19 protein-coding genes are annotated in these 20,337 nt (G+C 63.3%); 11 read left to right on the top strand and 8 right to left on the bottom strand.

Annotated features, from left to right (window positions below; translation table 11 throughout):
- Nucleotides 1-137: 137 nt before the first annotated feature.
- A complete protein-coding gene (locus IEV58_RS08735; RefSeq protein WP_188409357.1) occupies nucleotides 138-1,067 on the top strand; it encodes a dihydrodipicolinate synthase family protein in 930 nt (309 codons plus the stop codon).
- Between the two features lie 51 nt (nucleotides 1,068-1,118).
- Here the strand turns inward: IEV58_RS08735 and dksA are convergent, their stop codons facing one another.
- Entirely contained in the window at nucleotides 1,119-1,535 is a 417-nt protein-coding gene (gene dksA / locus IEV58_RS08730; protein WP_188409356.1) for an RNA polymerase-binding protein DksA, read from the bottom strand.
- Between the two features lie 188 nt (nucleotides 1,536-1,723).
- Nucleotides 1,724-2,155, bottom strand: coding sequence for a flagellar assembly protein FliX (locus IEV58_RS08725; protein ID WP_188409355.1), 432 nt, complete (start codon nucleotides 2,153-2,155; stop codon nucleotides 1,724-1,726).
- Nucleotides 2,156-2,382: 227 nt separating this feature from the next.
- Between IEV58_RS08725 and IEV58_RS08720 the strand changes: the two genes are divergently transcribed.
- The 7 genes from IEV58_RS08720 to flaF all read left to right on the top strand — a co-directional run bounded on the left by IEV58_RS08720 (nucleotide 2,383) and on the right by flaF (nucleotide 8,405).
- The gene (locus tag IEV58_RS08720) at nucleotides 2,383-3,690 is read left to right on the top strand and encodes a flagellar basal body P-ring protein FlgI (RefSeq protein ID WP_188409354.1); all 1,308 of its coding nucleotides are present in this window, start codon (nucleotides 2,383-2,385) and stop codon (nucleotides 3,688-3,690) included.
- Entirely contained in the window at nucleotides 3,690-4,007 is a 318-nt protein-coding gene (locus IEV58_RS08715) for a rod-binding protein (RefSeq protein ID WP_229729302.1), read from the top strand. The genes IEV58_RS08720 and IEV58_RS08715 overlap by 1 nt, the downstream gene beginning before the upstream one ends.
- A complete protein-coding gene (locus IEV58_RS08710) occupies nucleotides 4,004-4,498 on the top strand; it encodes a hypothetical protein (protein WP_188409353.1) in 495 nt (164 codons plus the stop codon). The genes IEV58_RS08715 and IEV58_RS08710 overlap by 4 nt, the downstream gene beginning before the upstream one ends.
- 169 nt (nucleotides 4,499-4,667) lie before the next feature.
- Nucleotides 4,668-5,099: a hypothetical protein gene (locus tag IEV58_RS08705; RefSeq protein WP_188409352.1), complete on the top strand. Its 432-nt coding sequence runs from the start codon at nucleotides 4,668-4,670 to the stop codon at nucleotides 5,097-5,099.
- A gap of 183 nt (nucleotides 5,100-5,282) precedes the next feature.
- Nucleotides 5,283-7,445, top strand: coding sequence for a flagellin N-terminal helical domain-containing protein (locus IEV58_RS08700; protein ID WP_188409351.1), 2,163 nt, complete (start codon nucleotides 5,283-5,285; stop codon nucleotides 7,443-7,445).
- 140 nt (nucleotides 7,446-7,585) lie between these two features.
- Nucleotides 7,586-8,068 (top strand): flagellar biosynthesis repressor FlbT, encoded by a 483-nt coding sequence (gene flbT, locus IEV58_RS08695; RefSeq protein WP_229729301.1) that lies wholly within the window; start codon nucleotides 7,586-7,588, stop codon nucleotides 8,066-8,068.
- Nucleotides 8,010-8,405 (top strand): flagellar biosynthesis regulator FlaF, encoded by a 396-nt coding sequence (gene flaF / locus IEV58_RS08690; protein ID WP_229729300.1) that lies wholly within the window; start codon nucleotides 8,010-8,012, stop codon nucleotides 8,403-8,405. The genes flbT and flaF overlap by 59 nt, the downstream gene beginning before the upstream one ends.
- A gap of 71 nt (nucleotides 8,406-8,476) precedes the next feature.
- Here flaF and IEV58_RS08685 read toward each other — a convergent pair whose 3' ends face one another.
- Together IEV58_RS08685 and IEV58_RS08680 are read right to left on the bottom strand one after the other, a co-directional pair.
- A complete protein-coding gene (locus IEV58_RS08685) occupies nucleotides 8,477-9,586 on the bottom strand; it encodes a PQQ-dependent sugar dehydrogenase (RefSeq protein ID WP_188409349.1) in 1,110 nt (369 codons plus the stop codon).
- Nucleotides 9,587-9,663: 77 nt separating this feature from the next.
- Nucleotides 9,664-10,017, bottom strand: coding sequence for a hypothetical protein (locus IEV58_RS08680; protein ID WP_188409348.1), 354 nt, complete (start codon nucleotides 10,015-10,017; stop codon nucleotides 9,664-9,666).
- 316 nt (nucleotides 10,018-10,333) lie between these two features.
- On the opposite strand from IEV58_RS08680, the gene IEV58_RS08675 reads away from it, so the two are divergent.
- Genes IEV58_RS08675 through IEV58_RS08665 form a run of 3 tightly spaced genes read left to right on the top strand, consistent with a single transcriptional unit; the run spans nucleotide 10,334 to nucleotide 16,196 of the window.
- Entirely contained in the window at nucleotides 10,334-12,055 is a 1,722-nt protein-coding gene (locus IEV58_RS08675) for a flagellar hook-basal body complex protein (RefSeq protein ID WP_188409347.1), read from the top strand.
- A gap of 59 nt (nucleotides 12,056-12,114) precedes the next feature.
- Nucleotides 12,115-14,304, top strand: coding sequence for a flagellar hook-associated protein FlgK (gene flgK, locus IEV58_RS08670; protein WP_188409346.1), 2,190 nt, complete (start codon nucleotides 12,115-12,117; stop codon nucleotides 14,302-14,304).
- A gap of 14 nt (nucleotides 14,305-14,318) precedes the next feature.
- Nucleotides 14,319-16,196, top strand: a complete 1,878-nt coding sequence (locus tag IEV58_RS08665; RefSeq protein WP_188409345.1) for a flagellin N-terminal helical domain-containing protein — start codon at nucleotides 14,319-14,321, stop codon at nucleotides 16,194-16,196.
- 50 nt (nucleotides 16,197-16,246) lie between these two features.
- Here the strand turns inward: IEV58_RS08665 and IEV58_RS08660 are convergent, their stop codons facing one another.
- The 4 genes from IEV58_RS08660 to chrA all read right to left on the bottom strand — a co-directional run bounded on the left by IEV58_RS08660 (nucleotide 16,247) and on the right by chrA (nucleotide 20,317).
- Nucleotides 16,247-16,591, bottom strand: a complete 345-nt coding sequence (locus IEV58_RS08660) for a DMT family protein (RefSeq protein ID WP_188409344.1) — start codon at nucleotides 16,589-16,591, stop codon at nucleotides 16,247-16,249.
- Nucleotides 16,592-16,602: 11 nt separating this feature from the next.
- Nucleotides 16,603-17,922, bottom strand: coding sequence for an NCS2 family permease (locus IEV58_RS08655; protein ID WP_188409343.1), 1,320 nt, complete (start codon nucleotides 17,920-17,922; stop codon nucleotides 16,603-16,605).
- 102 nt (nucleotides 17,923-18,024) lie between these two features.
- Complete coding sequence (locus IEV58_RS08650) at nucleotides 18,025-18,963, bottom strand: DMT family transporter (RefSeq protein WP_229729299.1); 939 nt, start codon at nucleotides 18,961-18,963, stop codon at nucleotides 18,025-18,027.
- Nucleotides 18,964-19,021: 58 nt separating this feature from the next.
- Entirely contained in the window at nucleotides 19,022-20,317 is a 1,296-nt protein-coding gene (chrA, locus tag IEV58_RS08645) for a chromate efflux transporter (protein ID WP_229729298.1), read from the bottom strand.
- Nucleotides 20,318-20,337: the final 20 nt, after the last annotated feature.

Genomic DNA, 20,337 nt, shown 5'->3' with positions numbered 1-20,337 from the left:
TCAGAAATCAGAATTTTTGCAAGAACGGCCGGGGGTCGTTGGTTTGACAGCCCCACCCACGCATTGTACACAATCATTTCTCGTGGACGGCTATCCCCGCTCCGCCCCCCCCCTCATTGACCCAGGACGCCCATCTGATGCAACTGACCAACAAAGCCGAAGGCACCTTTGCCATCGCACCAACGCCCTTCGACCCCGAAGGCGGAATTGACGTGAAGTCGGTCGACAGCATGTGCGACTTCTACACCGAGGTTGGCTGCAGCGGCATCACCGTACTCGGCATCATGGGCGAGGCGCCGAAGCTGGACGCCGACGAAGCCATCGCCGTTGCGTCCCAGGTCATCAAGCGCGCCGACAAGCTCCAGGTGGTGGTTGGGGTTTCCGCTCCGGGCTTCGCCGCCATGCGCAGCCTGGCCCGCAAGGCCATGGATGCGGGCGCCGCAGGCGTCATGATCGCCCCCATCCCCTCGCTGCGCACCGACGATCAGATCGTCACCTATTTCAAACAGGCCATTGAGGCCATTGGCTCCGACATCCCGTGGGTACTGCAGGACTACCCACTCACGCTGTCGGTGCAAATGACACCCGGCGTCATCCGCCGGATCATCCAGGACCTGCCCTCCTGTGTGATGCTGAAGCATGAGGACTGGCCGGGCCTGGAGAAGATTTCAACCTTGCGCGGCTTTGAGAAGGACGGCTCCATGCGTCCGATCTCCATTCTCACCGGCAACGGCGGCCTGTTCCTGGATTTCGAGATGGAACGCGGCGCGGATGGCGCCATGACCGGCTATGCGTTCCCCGACATGCTGGTCGACGTGGTGCGGCTGTCCAAGGAAGGGCGCCGCGAAGATGCCCATGACCTCTTCGATGCCCATCTGCCGCTGGCGCGCTACGAGCAGCAGCAGGGCGTGGGCCTGGCAGTCCGGAAGTATGTCATGGCCAAGCGCGGCATCATTGCCCACGACGCACAGCGCAAGCCCGGCTCGTCTCTCAGCGCGGCCGGGCGAGCGGAGGTCGACTACCTTCTGGCGCGCTTGGCGATCAAGGACAAGCGCGCGGCAGTCTGACCTTCCTCTCCAATACGAAAAAGGCGGCCCGTGGGTCGCCTTTTTTATGGGTCACTCGTCCCGATAAACGCGCTCGCGACGTTCGTGGCGTTCCTGCGCCTCGATCGACAGCGTCGCGATGGGGCGGGCATCCAGCCGCTTAAGGGAGATGGGTTCACCCGTCTCCTCGCAATAGCCGTAGCTGCCGTCGTCGATCCGCTTGATGGCGGCGTCGATCTTGGAGATCAGTTTGCGTTGCCGATCACGAGCCCGAAGCTCGATGGCCCGGTCGGTTTCTGACGAAGCCCGATCCACAAGATCGGGATGATTCTGATTTTCGTCCTGCAGATGCTCAAGCGTCTCCCGGCTCTCGCGCAGGATGTCCTCTTTCCACTGGAGGAGCTTGGCGCGAAAATATTCACGCTGACGCTCATTCATGAAAGGCTCATCCTCGCTGGGATGATACTCTTGATCAATAACGTCCGTCATGCTCACCCGCTTGTCACGGCACACCATGGGACCGAATACGACAGTCACCAGCGGCCCCATTCGATTGGCGGATATATATCCAGCGATCATTAACTGCACAATCTTTACGATAATATCTCAGCGCGGGACGCAGCCGGGTTCAAATCAGAATTAATTGAAGCACCCTAAGTCACTGCAAACACTTGGCCTTATCTGGATGCCGCCTGTTGAAGTTTCGCCAGTTCCACACGGGCGCGCAGCTCGACTGCATCCAGCAGCGCCTCAAGTGTGGGGTCGTCCGTGCCCTCCCGCGCCTCATCAACGGCCGCCTGTAGATCGGCGAGACGCCCCACATCCACCTGGCCGTCCAGCAGCGCGACCTTCAATCCATCGAGCGCATCAAGAAGCCGGCGCCCCCGTCTGACCATGCGGCCCTTGCGCTGCTGCACCGGATCGGCCGTATCTACCATCTGCAAAGCCAGAAGAGAGGATACATCGGCGATCGCCCGCGGTGCCCCCGCCCCTCCCGCCGAACGCACACCCTCCGCGTCAGGCAGAGAGAAGCCCGACCCCGAAGCGGTTTTGCGCGGGCCGTTGCCGGCACCGGCAGTGTTGGGGCGTTGAGGTCCAGTGATTCGCATGGGTGCTGACCGCGTCTTTCTCGATGGGAGGCTGGGCGATAGCCGTTAACCACCCATTAACATCGGCAAATCCTGCCGGGCAACCGGCAGTCCTGTCCGCCCGCAGGTGGCCGCCGCCGATCTGCCCGTCAGAAATTTAAAAGTAAAACCAGCAAGTTAGTTAGGACAGTCAAACCGGCACGGTCCCTGCATATACCAAGGCTGGAGCCAAGGGGAGTTGGATCCTGATGCGTTTTGCCTATCACAAGATCATTGTCGTCATTGCCAATATCGCGCTGGCCACCGCCAGCGTGCCGGCGCTTGCCGACGGCCCGAGCGAGAACTATCGCGGTCCCGGCGCCTCGGCGCCGTCTCAGCCGCCGCTGGGCGGTCCCAAGCCACCTACCTATGGCGGCAGGGAAGAAACGCTTGCGGGGCTGACGCCCGGCAGCGCGCCCTTCATCGCCAAGCTGGAAAGCCCCTACGCCCCCTTCGGCGGAGGAAATCCAGGTGTGGAAGCGTCGCGCATCAAGGATCTCATTGATGTCGAGGGCGTCCGCGAGAACCAGCTGATAGGCTATGGACTGGTCGTTGGCCTCAACGGCACCGGCGACAGCCTCAATGCCTCGCCCTTCACGCGGCAAAGCCTGACCTCCATGCTGGAGCGGCTCGGCGTCAATACCCGCGGCGCGACCTTGCGCACGAAGAATGTCGCCGCAGTCATGGTCACGGCGAACCTGCCCCCCTTCGCGACCCAGGGCACCCGCATCGATGTGACCGTCTCCGCGCTTGGTGACGCAACCAGCCTTCAGGGCGGCAGCCTGTTGGTCACCCCTCTTATGGGCGCCAATGGCGAGGTCTATTCGGTGGCGCAGGGGCCGGTGGCGGTGATTGGCTTCAACGCGGAGGGCAGTGCCGCCACCATCGTGCGCGGTGTGCCGACCGCCGGGCGCATCTCAAACGGTGGCTTGGTGGAGCGCGAGATCGACTTCTCGCTCGGCCGGATGACATCGGTGCGGCTTTCGCTGCGCAATCCCGATTTCACCACAGCGCGCCGGATGGCCGCCGCCATCAATGACTACGTCGGCTCCGGCGCCGCCGAGCCCGTGGACCCCGGCACGCTGCAACTGACCCTGCCCCCGAAATATGAAGGCAACATCATTCAGCTGCTCACCGAGATTGAGCAATTGCGTGTGGTTCCCGATATTCCCGCCAAGATCGTTATCGACGAGCGCTCCGGCATCATCGTCATGGGGCGCGACGTCCGCGTCTCCACCGTCGCGGTGGCCCAGGGCAACCTCACCGTCACCATCAGCGAGCAGCCGCAGGTCAGCCAACCCGAACCCTTCTCCGATGGCACGACGGTGGTGGTGCCCAACACCACGATCACAGTGCAGGAGGACGCCCGGCAGCTCGCGGTCGTCAAGCAGGGCATCACCCTGCAGCAGCTCGTCGACGGACTGAATTCGCTCGGCATCAGCCCGCGTGACCTGATCGGCATTCTCCAGGCTATCAAAGCCGCCGGTGCCCTTCAGGCCGAGATCGAGGTGATGTGATGGCGATGCTGCCGGGAAGCGGACCGACAGACATCTTTGGAGCACTGCCAGTCTCCAAGAACCTCACTCCCGCGCAGCAGAAGGCAAAGGGAGCCTCTCAGGAGTTTGAGCAGGTCTTCCTGTCCACCGTCCTGGCGCAGATGTTTTCCGGGCTGGAGGGTGAAGGTCCCATGGGATCCGGTGAACAGACCGAATCCTGGCGCAAGTTCCTCACCGATGCCTACGCTCGCGAAATCACCGCAGCGGGAGGCGTCGGCATCGGAGATACCGTCTACCGCGAATTGCTCGCCATTCAGGAAGCAGCAGGATCACAATGACCCACGCCCCCATGCATCAGATGTCCGCGACCGAGCAACAACAACCCGCCATCGAGAGCGCCCTCGACGCTGAAAGCGTTCTGCGGCAGATCTCCGACACGGTGGAACGCCTGCATCTCATCGTGCAGCGCGAGACCGAGCTCATGCGTGCATCGCGCCTTGTCGAAGCCGCTGGCCTCGAGGAGGAAAAGCGTGTGCTTGCGGGAGAATATCAGCGTCACATAGAGCTTGTGCGCCGTCATTCAGAGCGCATCTCCTCTCTCGCTCCGCAGTCGATTGCGGACTTGCGCAGCCGTCACGAAAACTTCCAGGCCGATCTTGAAGTCAATCTCGCAGTGCTCGGAACGGCTCGCGCTGTCGCTGAAGATATCATGCGCACGGTCGCCAGCCGCGTGGGCCAGCAGCACCAGGGACCTGCCACCTATGGCGCCTCCGGCACCGCGAGCAACAAAGCGCAGGCAGCCCCCCTGTCGGTTTCACGAAGCCTTTAGAGTTCGTCTTTAAGACCACAGCTCCAGGCGCGACACCGCAAGTTATCAGAAGTAAAAAAATCGTTTATTCACTATAAATTTTAGACTTGTCTTAATTGGCCTATGCCAAGGCTTTTCCACGAGCCGCTGCAGACAGAACGTTTGCAGCCAACCCATCGTGGAGGCCGTCATGGACGCCGCCTATCCCACCAAGGCAATGCCGCCGCTGCCCCCGACGCGGACAGATCTCACGCCGTCGCAGCAGAGCGTGACCACCGACCTCCCTCAGGAGAAAAGCGTCGCCATGATCAGCAGCAGCCAGGGCATGCCCCCTGGTGGAACCGATCCTCGCGCACGCAGCGCCGTCATGCACGGCACACCCTCGCAACTCCCTGCCGAGGCCCGCCGACAAGCAACACGCGAGGTCAAGGTCGAGGTGGACGAATCAACCAATGACTTCGTCTATAAGACCATCGATGGCGAGGGGGATCTCATCAGTCAGTTTCCCAACGAAACCATGATGAAGATCCGCGCTTATGTGGCAACGGAATCCTCGACCAGCGAGGAGATTGCCGACGCCGCGCCCCAGGACCAGATCGCCCACGTCGAACGCCGGGTATAATCAACGGGATAAGTCTTCGTTAAGTCTAAACCCAGTTTCGCAAGTTGATCTCTCATTGAGCGCTCATCGGCGAATTTTTGACGGGCGCCGTTAAAAGCTTGTTAGAGCCTCGCGTGTGAAGGTGCCGCCGGCTTCCAGGACGGAAGCTTATTTCCTTCAGCTCCTAGGATTGGAGACTACAACATGGCATCTGATATCACTCTCTCGAATGCCGTTCGCAACAACCTTCTGTCGTTGCAGAACACGGCCGACCTGCTCGGACGGACGCAGGAGCGTCTTGCCACCGGCAAAAAGGTCAATTCGGCACTCGACAACCCGACCAACTTCTTCACCGCTTCCTCGTTGACCGCCCGTTCCAGCGACCTGTCGTCGCTTCTGGACAGCGTGTCCAACTCGGTGCAGGCTCTCAAGGCCGCCGACACGGGCATCTCCGGTCTGACCAAGCTGGTGGAAAGCGCTAAGGCTACCGCCCGCCAGGCCCTTCAGGCACCGGTCGCCTATACGCAAAAGCCTTCGGTCACCTCCAATGCCCTGACCGGCATCAGCGCCGATGCCCTCACCGGCACCACCAACAAGGTGACCGGCACCAAGGCTGGCCTGACGCTCGACAAGACGCTCAATGAAGGTTCCATCACCATCGCCACGGCGAACGGCGCTGCCACCACGATCACCGTGGGCGCGGCTCCGGGCAATGCCGCGACGGTTGGTGACGTGATCGATCAAATCAACTCGGTCTCCGGTCTCGCCGCCCGTCTCACCGACACCGGCAAGCTGGAAATCACGTCTGCTGACGGCACCGGCGTTCAGATCAACTACAAGGGTGGCGCCGCCGACCTCGCAGCTGGTCCGTCCGAAACAACCGGCACCGTGGCCGTGGCTGACGATGCTGCTCTGCAGGCTCTCTTCGCGACCGACAAGGAATTGACCCTTGTGGCCGAGGATGGTGATACCTCCACGATCACGCTGACCGCCACCTCCACCAAAGAGGATCTGCTGACGGCCCTCAATGCAAACGGCTTCTCGGCAGAATTCGACACGGACAACCAGCTCCGCGTCGGTCGTGAGGACGGCCAGTCCTTCACGGTGTCCGGCACCGCCGCCACCGATCTTGGCATCACCAACGGCACCTTCGTTGCAGCCTCTCAGGGTGGTAGCTTCACCGCTCCTCCTCCGGGCACCTCGCAGGTCTCCGGCACGGTGGCTGTTGCTGACGACGCTGCTCTGCAGGCCCTCGCCGGCGAAATCAATCTCGTTGCCGAGGATGGTGACAGCGCCACCTATACGATCGATGGCACCTCCACCATCGCTGATCTTACGAGCACCTTGACGGCCAACGGTTTCACTGTCTCCTTCGACAGCGACAACCAGCTCAAGATCGCCCGTGACGACGGACAGTCCTTTAGTGTTGCAGGTACCGGCGCCGCCGCGCTTGGCATCGACAACGGAACGACAGTCCCGGCCTACGATCCGGCTGATACCGCCGGCCCGCTCGAGCAGCTCGGACTGAGCAGCACCTACTCCAACAACCTCGACGGCAAGTCCCTGACGGTCACCACCGGCCAGGGCACCAGCGACGAGCGTACGGTGACGGTGAGCTTCGGCGTGGGTGAAGACCAGGTCAACTCGATCGCTGCCCTGAACCAGGCCTTCGGCGACGCTGGCGTTGCGGTGGAAGCCCTGGTGGTCAATGGCTCTCTCAAGATCCAGTCGACCAACGCGGCCGCCGGCCAGACCTTCGAAATCGAAGGAACGGCTCTCGGAGCGACCGGCACCGACGCTGCCTTCACCTCCGCGACCGGCACGACCAAGGAAAGCACCCCGGCCACCTTCGGCGGCGCGGGCGACGAGAGCCGCAAGGCCTTCGTCAAGGACTACAATGACCTTCTGAAGCAGATCAATGTTCTGGCTTCTGACTCGAGCTACAACGGCATCAACCTCCTCGCCGGCGACGACCTTTCGGTGGTCTTCAACGAGAACGGTTCGTCCAAGCTCGACATCAAGGGCGTGAGCTTCGACGCTGAAGGTCTCGGCCTCAACGACATCACGGAAAGCGACTTCCGTGACTCGCAGTCGGTCAACAACGTCATCGGCAAGCTCGATGCCGCTCTCGGCTCCCTGCGTTCGCAGGCGTCCAAGTTCGGTTCGAACCTCTCGATCGTCGAGACCCGTCAGAACTTCACGAAGGAACTGATCAACGTCCTCGACACCGGTGCCGCGAACCTCACGCTCGCCGACACCAACGAGGAAGGCGCGAACGCTCTCGCGCTTCAGACCCGCCAGCAGCTTTCGACCACGGCTCTCTCGCTGTCGTCCCAGGCCGACCAGGCTGTTCTGCGTCTCTTCTGATCGATCATCCCCTCGATCGATCCTGGCCGGCGGAGCAATTCGCCGGCCTTTTTATTTGCCCCGCGTCGAAGCTCATTCCCACGCGGTCCAACTACTTCAGGGTGCAGCCACCCAAAGTTGCAACGGCAACAACGCGCGTCTTGCCCGAATCTGATAGCGATACAGCTACGGAAAAAGGAGTATTCGCGATGTCGCTAAAGGTTCAGCTCAAGCCCGACGAGCGCATCATCATCGGCGCGGCCGTCGTGACCAATGGTCCCAGCCGCACGCGGCTCACCGTGGATGGCGATGTGCCGATACTGCGGGAAAAGGACATCATGACCGCGGATGCCGCCAACACTCCGGCCAAGCGGATCTACCTCGCCGTTCAGCTCATGTACCTCGCGCGGAACCCACGCGAACACCACGGTATCTATTTCGAGCTGATCCGAGACTTCATGATGGCGGTGCCATCAAGTCTGCCCATTCTGGACGAAATTAATAATTCGATCTTAACCGGCAGCCTATACAAAGCATTGCGGGCGGCGAAGGATCTGATCGCCCATGAAGCGGAGCTCCTTAATCATGCACAGCGCGATGCAGGCCTACGCCAGAACGGCACAGAAGACAGCAAGCCCTCGTGAGCTGGAATCACAGCTTCTTTTGCGAGCGGCCTCCAAGCTTCAGGCCGTCTGCGATGGGCGTGTCAGCGACGCGGGTGGCATTGCCGAAGCCCTCATCTATACCCGCCGTCTCTGGGCGGTGCTCCTGTCTTCGATCACCCGTCCGGACAATCCGCTTCCGGTGGAAATCAAGCAGAATCTCGCCAATTTGGGCGGTTTCATCATCAAGCGGACTCTTTCCGCTGAGGTTGTCTTCGCGGTGGAAAAGATCGAACCCTTGATCGCTCTCAACCGCGAGATTGCCGCGGGTCTGCGCGACTCCGCAACGCCGGGCGAGCCGGTGCAGCAGGCAAGCTGATTTTGCCGGATTGAAGATTTGCGCCGCGCATATCTTCCTCCGCATCGAGCCTGCCGTCGCAGAGGGCCGCTTCAATCGCCGGGCGTGAGCCTCAGAATGCGGCCTTTTGACTCATCCGTCAGGACGTAAAGCGCTCCATCCGGGCCCTGCCGAACGTCGCGGATGCGGTCGCCCACATTTTCGATTAGCTTTTCCTCGCGTACGATCTTCTCGCCGTCGAGCTGAAGCCTGGCGAGATGCTGGCCCTTGAGCGCGCCGACGAAAAGGCTGCCCTTCCATTCCGGAAAAAGATCGCCGGTGTAGAAAGCCATGCCCGATGGCGCGATGGACGGATCCCAGTAGTAGATGGGCTGCTCCATCCCTTCCTTTGCCGTGCCCACGCCGATCTTGGCACCGGAATATTCCACTCCGTAGCTGATGACTGGCCAGCCGTAGTTCTTGCCGGCTTCCGGATCGTTGATCTCATCGCCGCCGCGCGAGCCATGCTCAACGGTCCAGAGCTTGCCCGTCGCGGGATTGATCGCCGCCGCCTGCACATTGCGATGGCCGATGGACCAGATCTCGGACTTGGCACCTTCCTGGCCAACGAAAGGATTATCCTTCGGCACCGACCCGTCAGCATTGATCCGCATCACTTTACCGATGTGGCTGGTCGTTTTCTGCGCCTCGTCCCGAAAGCCCTGTCGGTCACCGACCGTGATGAAGAGGGTGCCATCGGGCGCAAAGGCGAGGCGCGACCCAAAGTGGCCCCGCCCCTCGACCTTCGGCTCCTGGCGGAAGATCACCTGCACATCATCGAGCCGGGAACCATCTTCCGACAGTGTACCGCGCGCGACAGCGGTTCCCGCGACGCTCTTGGCTGCTTCGGCATAGGAAAGATAGACGAGACGATTGGTCTTGAAATCGGGATCTATGGCGACATCCAGAAGACCGCCCTGCCCCGACGCCATCACCTCCGGCACACCGGCTATGGCCTCTGTGAGAGAGCCATCGGACGCCGCAATACGCAGGCGCCCAGCCTTTTCCGTCACCAGCATGCGTCCGTCCGGCAGGAAGGCCAAGCCCCAAGGGTTCTCCAACCCGTCTGCGACCGTTTCCACTTTCACCGCTGTCTGCGCCAGGGCACCCGTCGCACCCAAGGCAAACAAGCCGGCAATCAATGGGAAGCGGCTGTAGCGCATCGTTTGGGCGTCCTCATGCTGTTTGATTTCCCGCGATCATGTAGCGCGGAGGCCGATCATGGCCAGCGCCTTGCCGTTCACGAGTTACGGCGCGGACCGTTGGGCCGGCGCATCATATGGTCAAACATCATCAGGACAAGGGCAAAGGCGCCCGCAAGAGCGAGGGCCAGCGCTCCCACGCCAATAAACCTGGCCGTCACTGTTTCGGTGTCCCTTGTGGAATTTTGCAGGTTGTGCGGCATCTGCAGCTTCCACTGCGCCTTCTGCACCTTGCTCGGTTCGACACTGAAGCTGGTCAGGTCCTGATAGGCCGGCGCGGGCATGGCTTCCGCCGGGGTGCGGTCCGCCACGGCGCAGGCAAGGCCCGCAGTCACCGTAACGACGGCGGCAAGGGGAATAAAGCGACGGGCTATCCGGCTGAAGGTGATCATAGGGTCTCTCGTCGTCGTTAATGCAACGTCTCGGGAACCCATAAAGCTGTCTCAATCGGGCGCTGGTTCGCCGCGCGCATGGCGAAACCCGGCATTGATGGTGGCCTTTTTGCGGCGCTGTTAACCGTGACCGGAAAACCACGGACGCGCGGCAGATCTTGCCGGGCAGATAGTTTGAATCCTGCAGGAAATGCATGGTTTCCGGCACGTTAACGCCAAGAATTTCTAGGGAAGTTCGAGTTGGCATCCCAGTTGCAATCATCTGCACGAGGCCGGCGCCGATGCCGGTGACATCTGTAGCGTGCAGGAGACACGAATGGGCATTCTCGGAGCACTGTCGACCGCGGTAACCGGCTTGAGGTCGCAGTCCTATTCGCTGGAGAATATCTCCGGCAACATCGCGAACTCGCAGACGACCGCCTTCAAGCGGCAGGACACCAGCTTCTCGGATCTGATCCCGAGCGGCAGTTCGCAGCGCCAGGTCGCCGGCTCGGTCACCTCCTTCAGCCGCTCCACCAACAATGTCCAGGGCGACATGATCCCGTCGCCCATCGAGACCCACATGGCCATCAACGGCGACGGCTACTTCACCGTCGGCAAGGCCACGAGTTCGGCTGACGGCACCCCGGTGTTCGGCGGCAGCAATCTCTTTACCCGCCGCGGCGACTTCGAGATCGACAAGGACGGCTTTCTCGTCAATGGCGCCGGCTATTACCTGATGACGCTGCCGGTCGATCCGACGACGGGCAACACCTCCGCCAACGTGCCCCAGGTGCTGCGTCTCTCCAACGCCGTGATGCCCGCCCGCACCACCACCACTATTGCCTATCGTGCGAACCTGCCGCTGGTGCCGTCGACCCAGAACGCCCTCGACAATCCGAACACGCCAAACAGCGAACTGCTGAACCCGGCAGGCTTCAGCCAGGATCCGCGCACCGCCACCGCAAGCCGCAGCCCGGCGACCAGCGGTCCCGGCCTCATCCTCGGCGACCCCGCCGATCTCATCGCGGGAGATATCACCGACAACAACACGCTGACCCTGCAGGTCGGCTCGGGTGCCACGATCAGCTACACGATCGGCAACGACCCCGGTGAGTACAACAGTCTCGACGATCTCGTTGCCGCCATCAACGGTGATGCGAACCTTGAAGGTATCACCGCCAGCGCCGACGGCGGCCGCCTCACCATCAACGGCGACAACAACACCGCCAGCTTCACTCTCGGCGGCACCGCGGCCGCTGAATTCGGCCTCACCGCCGGCACCGAGGCGCCCGTCACCGGCACCGGTACGGGCGTCGTGCTCGGCCAGGATGTCGAAAGCTTCGCCGACAGCACCATCCCCGGCGGCACCATCACCGTTTATGATCCCGCGGGTTCGCCGGTGAACGTCCAGCTGCGCTGGGCCAAGGTCGACAGCACCGACACCGGCGGCACCGACATCTGGAACCTGTTCTATCAGGTGGATTCCGACCCGGCGAACACCGATCCGGCCTGGATGAACCTGGGCACCGACTTCACCTTCGGCCCGAACCAGCAGCTCACCCCGCCGATTGCCTCCGTCACCATTCCCGGCCTCACGGTCGATGGCGTCGCTGTGGGCGATGTGCAGATGAACTTCGGCACCAACGGCATCACCCAGTTCGCCGATCCCAATGGCCAGCTGAAGCCCATTGAACTGAACCAGAACGGCTATGCGGCGGGCGATGTCTCGCGCGTGACGATCGAAGGCAACCGCATAACGGCCTTCTACTCCAACGGGCAGACGGCCGACCTCGCCGAAATCCCGCTGGTCTCCTTCAACGCCGACAACATGCTCCAGCGCGTCGATGGCGGTGCTTTCGCCGAGACGCTCGGTTCCGGCGCGCCGGTGCCAACAGCCAATGGCACGATCCAGGGCTCTCAGCTCGAAGGCTCCAACACCGATATCGCCGACGAGTTCACCAAGCTCATCGTCACGCAGCAGGCCTATGCCGCCAACACCCGCATCGTGACGACCGCCGACCAGATGCTCCAGGAAGTCATGAGCATGAAGCGGTGATGATGACGGCGCGCCCGGCCGGTCCGGGCGCGCCGGGCTTATCTGTCAGGAGTTGAGCCATGGGCCTTACCACGACATTGAGTTCCGCCCTCAGCGGCCTGCGCGCCACGCAGTCCGGGCTGGAGCTCGTCGCCAACAATGTCGCCAATGCACAGACGCCCGGCTACACCCGCAAGGCGCTGGGGATGGAGGTCTCCCTCTCCGGCAACAGCACCACCGGCGTTCGCGTCACCGACGTCCAGCGCGAGATCGACATCTACCTCCAGCGCCAGATCCGCACCGAAACGGCGGGCGCGGGCTATGCCGACGCCAGAGCCTCGATGCTCGACCGGCTGCAGCGTCTGTTCGGCGCGCCCGGCGCCGACGGCTCAATGGATTCTTTCGTCAATTCCTTCGGCGCGTCGTTGGATGCTCTGGTCACCAGTCCGGAATCAAGCGCGGCACGCACCGACGTCATCGCCAATGCCCAGCTTCTGGCGCAGTCGCTCAACCAGATCTCCAATCAGGTCCAGCAGCTGCGGAGCGACGCCAACAGCGCCCTGTCGGACCTGACCTTCAACGCGAACAACCTGCTGCAGAACCTGGCCAGCATTCAGGACAAGCTCGGTAACAGCGTAACATCGGGCACCGCGCACGCCGATCTCCTCGATCAGCGCGACGCGACCCTGACGCAGCTCGCCGAGATCATGGACATCCAGGTCATCAGCCGCGAGAACGACCAGATCTCCGTCTATACCACCACCGGCATCTCGCTCTACGAGGCTGGTCGCCCGGCTCAACTGGTGTTCGACAAGGAGGTCTCGGTCAGCCCCGAGACGCTTTACAGCAGGGATCCCGAGACGCGCTCCATCGGCACCATCGTGATCAAGAATGGCGCCGGCGAGGAAATCGATCTTCTCGGACCCAATGGCGTCAAGTCGGGCCAGATGCGCGCCTATGGCGAGATGCGCGACGAGACCCTGGTCGAGGCGCAGAACCAGGTCGACGAACTGGCGGCGAGCCTCGCGGAGGCTTTCGGCTCACGCACCGTCTCCGACACCGACGGCAGTGACGGCTTCGATATCGACCTTAAGGGGCTGCAGCGCGGCGACACCGCGAACATCAGCTTCACCCAGGGCGGCCGCACCTACAACGTCACGCTGATCAACAGCGCCAACCCGGCCTCGACCAACATCACCAACGCGCTGACGGCGTCGCCCAACGACATCGTCATCGGCGTCAACTTCGACCCCAGCGATCTTGCCGGCACCGCGGCTGCCATCAACGCGGCCCTTGCCGGACATGCCGACCTGCCGGCTGACGTGCCGACCGTCACGCTCGGCGGCACGGCGCAAAATCCCAGCCTGACCGCCACCACATCGGGCAGTGCCACGGTGACCGGCGTCTCGGCTGACATCACGGTCACGGCGCTGACCAATGATGGTCTTGAGGTGCCGCTCTTCGTCGATGCCGGCCGCAACAATCAGGTCTACACCGGCAACGTCGATGGCATTCCCCAGCGCCTCGGCTTCGCCGGCCGCATCGCCGTCAACCCGGCGGTGGTCAAGGACCCCTCCAGCCTCGTCATCTATCAGACGACGCCCTCGACCACCCCCTATCCCGCCGAGACGACAGCCGAGAGCGCCTTTGACTACGCCGCGCTGACGCCGGGCGATACCTTCACCTTCCAGCTCAGCGGCGGCAGCGCCGTCACCCTGACGTCCGGAACGGATTTCACCGACCAGGCCACCTTCCTGGCGGCACTCAACACCGCGCTCGGCACCGATGGCACGGCCAGTTTCGATGCCCTCAACGCCCTGTCCATCGAACTGACGAGCACCACGCGCACGCTCACCCTGAGCGGCGAAGTGGCGGAAGCGGTCGGCATTGACGGCACCTCGGAGCCCTGGGTGCCGACGCTGGACAGCGACACCGCGCGTCCCAAGTTCCTGCGCGACGCCTTTGAAGCGGCTGGGCGTCTGTTCAGGCCCGACACGGGCATCGGCGGAACGACACCGTTCAGCGGATCGATCAGCGCCTTCGCACGCTCCATCGTCGAGACGCAGGGCCGGAATTTTGAATTTGCCGCACGTATCGCGGAAGGTCAGAGCGTGGTGTTGACTTCGCTGCGCGACCGTTTCGCCGAGACATCCGGCGTTGATATCGATCAGGAAATGGCAAAGCTGCTTCAGCTCCAGACCGCCTATGCCGCCAACGCGCGTGTCATGACGGCGGTCAAGGATCTGATGGATCAGCTTCTCGCGATATGAGGTGAGGTAAGATCATGGCTGTTGGACCCGCAACCGGAACAGGCATCTACAACGTCACCCAGGCGCGCGCGATCCTGAACATGCGCTCGACCCTGAACACGCTGACCAACCAGATGGCGACAGGCCTAAAGGCCGACAGCTTCGGGACGCTCGGCAGCGCCCGCACGCTCTCCCTGGTGCTGCGCGAGAGGGTATCGGCAAATGATGCCTACAAGGCCAATATCGATCTGGTGAAGCCGCGGCTGAACCTTGTCGCCACCACCGTGGACCGCATCCAGAAGATCGGGTCGGAGGTCAAGGGCGCGGCGGTGCCGGGCAATTACACCATCATCGACAACGGCCAGACCATCGCCCAGCGCGAGGCCTACAACAGCATGACGCTGGCGCTGGAGGCGCTGAACGCCGAGGTCAACGGCCGCTATCTCTTCGGCGGCCCCGACACCACCCAGAAGCCCGTCGAGACGACCGACGTGATCATGAATGGCCAGGGCAGCCGCGCGGGCTATCTCACCCTGGTGGATGAACGCCGCCGGGCCGACCTCGGCGCCGATGGGCTCGGCCGCCTCACCATCCCCGCCATCACCAGCACGGTGACCATGGGCGAAAGCACGGTCACGCCGCGCCTGACGCTCGACAGCGTGGTCTCCGGGCTGAGCAACGCGACGGCGACATTGAACCCGGCGCCTGATGGCCTTGACGTGTCCTTCACCGGCCAGCCCCTAGCGGGTGAGACGCTGGCGCTGACGGTTGAACTGCCCGACACCACCACCGTCACCCTCACCATGACGGCCCAGACCGGACCTCTGCCCGATCCCGCGCCCGCCGGCGACTTCGCCATCGGTGCGACGCCGGAGGAGACCGCCCAGAATTTCGCGGCAGCACTCCAGGCCCAGATCGCGACGACCTCCGAGGGTGCCGGCGTGCCCGCCGCCAATGTGGTGGAGCCGCAGGCAAGCTTCACCACATCCGTCAGCGAGGATGGCGCCCACCCCTTCGGCTTCAAGCTCTCCAGCGTCGGCAACACCATGGCGGGCGTTTCCACCACCCCGGTTACCGGCGATCCCGCCACATTCGACATCAGCTTCACCGGCCAGCCGGAGGCCGGCCAACAGCTGCGCATCGCCGTGGAACTGCCAGATGGCACGACGGAAGAGATCACGCTGAAGGCCGCGACCGCCCCGCTGGCCGTCCCGCCGGAGAAAGGCAGCTTCGCCATCGGCGCCACGCCGGCCGAGACTGCGCTGAACTTCCAGACGGCCCTCCGCACTGAAACGGCCCGCGTGGCCGATACGGCGCTCGTCACCGCCTCGGCGGAAGCCGCCGCCGACAACTTCTTCAATATCGACGCCGATCATCCACCCCTGCGCGTCGGCGGCACTCCACCTGAAACGGCAACAACCCTCGTCTCCGGCACGCCTGACGACACCGTCTACTGGTACAAGGGCGACATGGGGCTCGACAGCGCCCGCCACACCGCCAGCGCCCGCATCGACAGCTCGGTGGTCGTGAATTACGGCGTCCGCGCAAACGAGGCCGGCATCCGCGACACCATCAAGCAGCTCGCGGTGATGTCGAGCATGACCTTCTCGGAGGCCGACGAGAACGGCAGCGCCCGCTATGCCGCCCTGATGAACCGCGCCCGCGGTAATCTGGATAACCAGAAGAACATCCAGGGCATGCAGGTGGACCTCGCCGTCGCCAACCGCTCTCTTGAATCCACCGACACCCGCCTGCGCACCACGGCCGCCACATTGGAAGGCATGCAGTACGATGCCGAAGGCGTGGACAAGGAAGAAGTGGCTGTCCGCATCCTCGACCTCCAGACGCGCCTTCAGGCGAGCTACGAGACAACCTCCATCGTCTCACGCCTGTCGCTGGTGAACTTCCTCTGACGGAATTGCCCTGGCGACCGTCGGAATCGCCAGGTTGATTTCCGGCCAGGTCAGAACTTCTTGAAGATGAAGAAGGCGCCCGCGCCGATGAGGGTGAAGCCCAGGGCGTGGTTCCAGCCGAGCGGCTCCTTGAGATAGACCACCGAGAAGACGGCGAAGACCAGAAGCGTGATGACCTCCTGCATGGTCTTCAGTTCGGCCGCCGAATAGACCTGATGGCCGATGCGGTTGGCGGGCACGGCGAGGCAATATTCCAGGAGCGCGATGCCCCAGCTCACCAGCACCACGGCATAGAGCGGTGCATGGGGAAAGCGCAGATGGCCATACCAGGCGAAGGTCATGAAAACGTTCGACATGACCAGGAGGAGGATGGGCAGCGTGGCCGATGCCGACATGGCCGCCGGGCTCAAACCAGCGGCAGCATGATCGCGAAGATCGCCGCCATCAGCACAACGGCAACGTTCAGTTCTCTCATCCGTCCCGTCAGCACTTTCACCAGCACATAGGTGATGAAGCCGAGGCCAAGGCCAGTGGCAATGGAATAGGTCAGCGGCATGGTGATGGCGACGACAGCGGCGGGCGCGGCCTCCGTCAGATCATCCCAATCGACCTCCGCGAGGCCGCGGGCCATGACGACGGCCACATAGAGCAAGGCGGCGGCGGTCGCATAGGCCGGGATCGATCCCGCCAGCGGCGAGAAGAACAATGCGGCGAGGAAGCAGAGCCCGGTCACCACCGAGGCCAGCCCGGTGCGTCCGCCCGCGGCGACGCCCGAGGCGCTCTCAACATAACTGGTGGTATTGGAGGTGCCGATCAGCGCCCCCAGCACCGTGCCGCTGGAATCGGCCAGGAGCGCCTGCCGCAGCCGGGGAAGACGTCCTTGCTCGTCCAAGAGCCCTGCCCTGTGGGCGACGCCCACCAAGGTGCCGGCGGTGTCGAAGAAGTCCACGAAGAACATGGACAGCGCCACGATCCAGAAGGCGGCAGTGGCGACCTTGGCAAAATCGAGCGCCAGCAACGTCGGCGCCGGGCTCGGCGGGATCGAAACGAGACCCGTCAGCTGCGCCGCGCCGAAGGGGATGCCGATCAGCGTCACTGCAAGAATGCCGATGATGGTTGCACCCGGCACGCGGAGCTGGTTAAGCGCGGCGACCACCGCGAAACCGAGCAGAGCAAGGATCGGCCCGGCGGCGGTGAAGTCGCCCGCCGTCACCAGCGTGGCGGGGTGGTCGACCACCACGCCGGCGCTTTCCAGCGCGATGATGCCGAGGAAAAAGCCGATGCCCGCCGAGGTCGCCATCTTGAGGCTTCTGGGGATGGAATTGACGATCCAGGCGCGGATGGGCAGGACCGAGACGATGAGAGCCAGAATGCCCGACACCAGAACCGCGGCCAGCGCCTCCTGCCAGGTGAAGCCCATGGTGCCCACCACCACGAAGGCGAAATAGGCATTGAGGCCCATGCCCGGTGCGAGCGCGATGGGATAGTTGGCCACCAGCGCCATGACCATGGTGCCGACGAAGGCGGCAAGGCAGGTGGCGACGAAGACCGAGCCCTGGGGCATCCCCGCCGCCGACAGGATCTGCGGATTGACGAAGATGATATAGGCCATGGTCAGGAAGGTCGTGATGCCGGCCAGGACCTCCGTCCGCACCGTGGTGCCATGTGCGCTCAGCTGGAACTGGCGCTCCAGCATGGATGGGCCGGTGGAACTGGTGTCGGTCATGCGCATCGCCTTCCGCTGGGAGCGATGTGATTCGTCCGCATCGCCGGTGGATTCGACGGCGCGGCGGCCGAAGCGTCAACAGTTCTGCCGCTTTGCCAACAGTCAGGTTGTGGGTCCGGTCGGCGCCAGCGACTCTTCCGGCGCCTTTTTGCCCAGCCTCTGCTCACGGAAGAAGATGAAGAGGCCGGCGGCGACGATCAACAGCCCGCCCACGATGACGGCCGGATGGGGAATATCGCCGAAGAAGACATAGCCAAACACCACGGCCCAGATGAGCAGGCTGTAGTGGAACGGCATCACCGTGGACGCCTCGGCGAACTTCAGCGAACGGGCGACGCAGACATGGGCGATCATGGCCACGATGCCCAGCAGCGAGAGCAGTGAGAAATCGATCAGCGTCGGCGTCTCGTTCCACTGGAACGGCGCCATGAACAGGCCGAGCACGATGGCGCCAAGCATCTGGTAGAAGACCAGCGCGACGTCAGGCGTGCCGCGCAAGGTCCGCGACAGCATGATGCCGAGCGCGAAGGCAAGGCTGCCGGCGATGCAGAGGAAGGCCGGCAGCGTCAGCGTGGCGGCCGATGGCCGAAGCGCGATGACGACGCCGAGAAAACCGACGCAAATGGCCGTCCAGCGTCGCCAGCCGACTTTTTCGCCCAGCAGAACGGAGGACAGAGCGGCCACATAGATGGGGGCCGCCATCCAATAGGTCATGGCATCAGCCAGCGGCAGATAGGCCACCGCCCAGTAGAAGAAAAAGGCGTCGCTGGTGGCAAAGACCGCACGTGCCACCTGAAGCCCCGGCCGTTGCGGGCGGAACAGCTCCCGGAAGCCGATCCTCCAGAGGAAGGGCATGAAAATGACCAATGCAGCCAAGCTGCGGATCAGCAGCACCTGGCCGGCCGAGTAGGTCTCCACCAGCCATTTGCCCAGCGCGTCGTTGGCCGCGAACATCAGCATGCCGACGAGGGTCAGGGCGATGCCGATGAGAGCTCCTCGGGAGGATGGCGGTGCGTCGGACATGCCGGGGCCGTTCGTCATGGGTCTGCTGTGGCAAAAGCCATAGCCTGAGCGGTGACGGCGATACCAGCCTCTTCGATCAGCCGGCAACGCCGGCCATGTGGAGCAGCAGGCTCGCCAGCGCCGCGAGGCCAAGCACGGGCAGCATGCCGAGCCGCGTCAGGAACAACCCCATCATGGCGAAGAGGCTGAGCGCCAAGGCGACCGGATCGAGGCTCGACAGAATGGGCATGTCGAATTCGATGCCATAGCCTTGCAACGACCGCCGTTCCGCGAACCAGGTGCGAAGCGCGAACCAGAAGGCAAGGTTGAGGATCACGCCCACCACGGCCGCCGTCACGCCCGCGAGCGCGCCCGACAGCATCCGATTGCCGCGAAGCGCCTCCACATAGGGCGCGCCGAGGAAGATCCAGAGAAACGACGGTACGAATGTGACCCAGGAGGCGAGAAGTCCGCCGATCACGGCCGCCACCATGGGGTCCAGTGGCCCACCACCCCGCAGCGCGCCCATGAAGGCCACGAACTGCACCACGAGGATCAGGGGTCCGGGCGTCGTCTCAGCCAGGGCAAGGCCGTCAAGCATCTCGCCGGCCGTCAGCCAGCCGTAGCTGTCGACCGCCACCTGCGCCACATAGCTGAGAACGGCATAGGCACCGCCGAAGCTGACGACCGCCATCTGGCTGAAGAAGAGGCCGATTTCCATGAAGACGTGGTCCCGTCCCAGAAAGAGCAGCACCACAAGAAGGGGCAGAAACCAGATCGTGAGGCCGAGAGCGAGGATGCCCAGGCTGCGTGAAGGAGCCGGCCTTCGCGCGCCGTCCGCTGCGGCGAGTACAGCAGGCTCGGGCCGGATCGCCAGGGCTCCCGCCAAACCGGCGATCAGCACCACCAGCGGAAAAGCCAGGCCGAAGAACGCGCTGCCGATAAAAGCAAGCGCGGCGATGGCCGCTGGGAAGGCGCCGTTCAGCACGCGACGTCCGATGCGGAACACTGCCTGCAGGACCACCGCCAGAACAGCCGCTTTGAGACCGAGAAAGATGGCGCTGACGACATCCGTGTTGCCGACCAGCGCGTAGAGAATGGAGAGGGCCAGAATGGCGAGAACGCCCGGCAGCATGAAGAGCCCGCCGGCGACAAGCCCGCCGCGCGTGCCGTTCAGAAGCCAACCGATGTAGACCGAAAGCTGATGCGCCTCAGGACCGGGCAGCAGCATGCAGTAGTTGAGCGCATGCAGGAACCGGTTCTCGGAAATCCATTTCTTCTCATCGACAAGGATGCGGTGCATGACCGCGATCTGCCCGGCCGGCCCGCCGAAGGACAGCGCCGCGACACGCGCCCAGACCCGCACCGCCTCGCCGAAGCGGACCTCTGGCATCTCCATCGTCACAGGCCCTG

The organism is Agaricicola taiwanensis, from assembly GCF_014635245.1.
GTDB lineage: Bacteria > Pseudomonadota > Alphaproteobacteria > Rhizobiales > Methylopilaceae > Agaricicola > Agaricicola taiwanensis.
The sequence above is the reverse complement of the archived record's forward strand: the minus strand, read 5'-3'. Positions and strand labels throughout refer to the sequence as shown.

What these genes read in the sequence shown, in the direction of transcription:
- IEV58_RS08665 (WP_188409345.1), top strand. Translation starts at nt 14,319, where the DNA reads ATGGCTGTTGGACCCGCAACCGGAACAGGCATCTACAACGTCACCCAG.
- IEV58_RS08680 (WP_188409348.1), bottom strand. Translation starts at nt 10,017, where the DNA reads ATGATCACCTTCAGCCGGATAGCCCGTCGCTTTATTCCCCTTGCCGCC.
- chrA (WP_229729298.1), bottom strand. Translation starts at nt 20,317, where the DNA reads ATGCCAGAGGTCCGCTTCGGCGAGGCGGTGCGGGTCTGGGCGCGTGTC.
- IEV58_RS08720 (WP_188409354.1), top strand. Translation starts at nt 2,383, where the DNA reads ATGCGTTTTGCCTATCACAAGATCATTGTCGTCATTGCCAATATCGCG.
- IEV58_RS08650 (WP_229729299.1), bottom strand. Translation starts at nt 18,963, where the DNA reads ATGACGAACGGCCCCGGCATGTCCGACGCACCGCCATCCTCCCGAGGA.
- dksA (WP_188409356.1), bottom strand. Translation starts at nt 1,535, where the DNA reads ATGACGGACGTTATTGATCAAGAGTATCATCCCAGCGAGGATGAGCCT.
- IEV58_RS08655 (WP_188409343.1), bottom strand. Translation starts at nt 17,922, where the DNA reads ATGACCGACACCAGTTCCACCGGCCCATCCATGCTGGAGCGCCAGTTC.
- IEV58_RS08685 (WP_188409349.1), bottom strand. Translation starts at nt 9,586, where the DNA reads ATGCGCTACAGCCGCTTCCCATTGATTGCCGGCTTGTTTGCCTTGGGT.
- IEV58_RS08725 (WP_188409355.1), bottom strand. Translation starts at nt 2,155, where the DNA reads ATGCGAATCACTGGACCTCAACGCCCCAACACTGCCGGTGCCGGCAAC.
- IEV58_RS08675 (WP_188409347.1), top strand. Translation starts at nt 10,334, where the DNA reads ATGGGCATTCTCGGAGCACTGTCGACCGCGGTAACCGGCTTGAGGTCG.
- IEV58_RS08715 (WP_229729302.1), top strand. Translation starts at nt 3,690, where the DNA reads ATGGCGATGCTGCCGGGAAGCGGACCGACAGACATCTTTGGAGCACTG.
- IEV58_RS08735 (WP_188409357.1), top strand. Translation starts at nt 138, where the DNA reads ATGCAACTGACCAACAAAGCCGAAGGCACCTTTGCCATCGCACCAACG.
- IEV58_RS08700 (WP_188409351.1), top strand. Translation starts at nt 5,283, where the DNA reads ATGGCATCTGATATCACTCTCTCGAATGCCGTTCGCAACAACCTTCTG.
- IEV58_RS08705 (WP_188409352.1), top strand. Translation starts at nt 4,668, where the DNA reads ATGGACGCCGCCTATCCCACCAAGGCAATGCCGCCGCTGCCCCCGACG.
- IEV58_RS08660 (WP_188409344.1), bottom strand. Translation starts at nt 16,591, where the DNA reads ATGTCGGCATCGGCCACGCTGCCCATCCTCCTCCTGGTCATGTCGAAC.
- flaF (WP_229729300.1), top strand. Translation starts at nt 8,010, where the DNA reads ATGCACAGCGCGATGCAGGCCTACGCCAGAACGGCACAGAAGACAGCA.
- IEV58_RS08710 (WP_188409353.1), top strand. Translation starts at nt 4,004, where the DNA reads ATGACCCACGCCCCCATGCATCAGATGTCCGCGACCGAGCAACAACAA.
- flgK (WP_188409346.1), top strand. Translation starts at nt 12,115, where the DNA reads ATGGGCCTTACCACGACATTGAGTTCCGCCCTCAGCGGCCTGCGCGCC.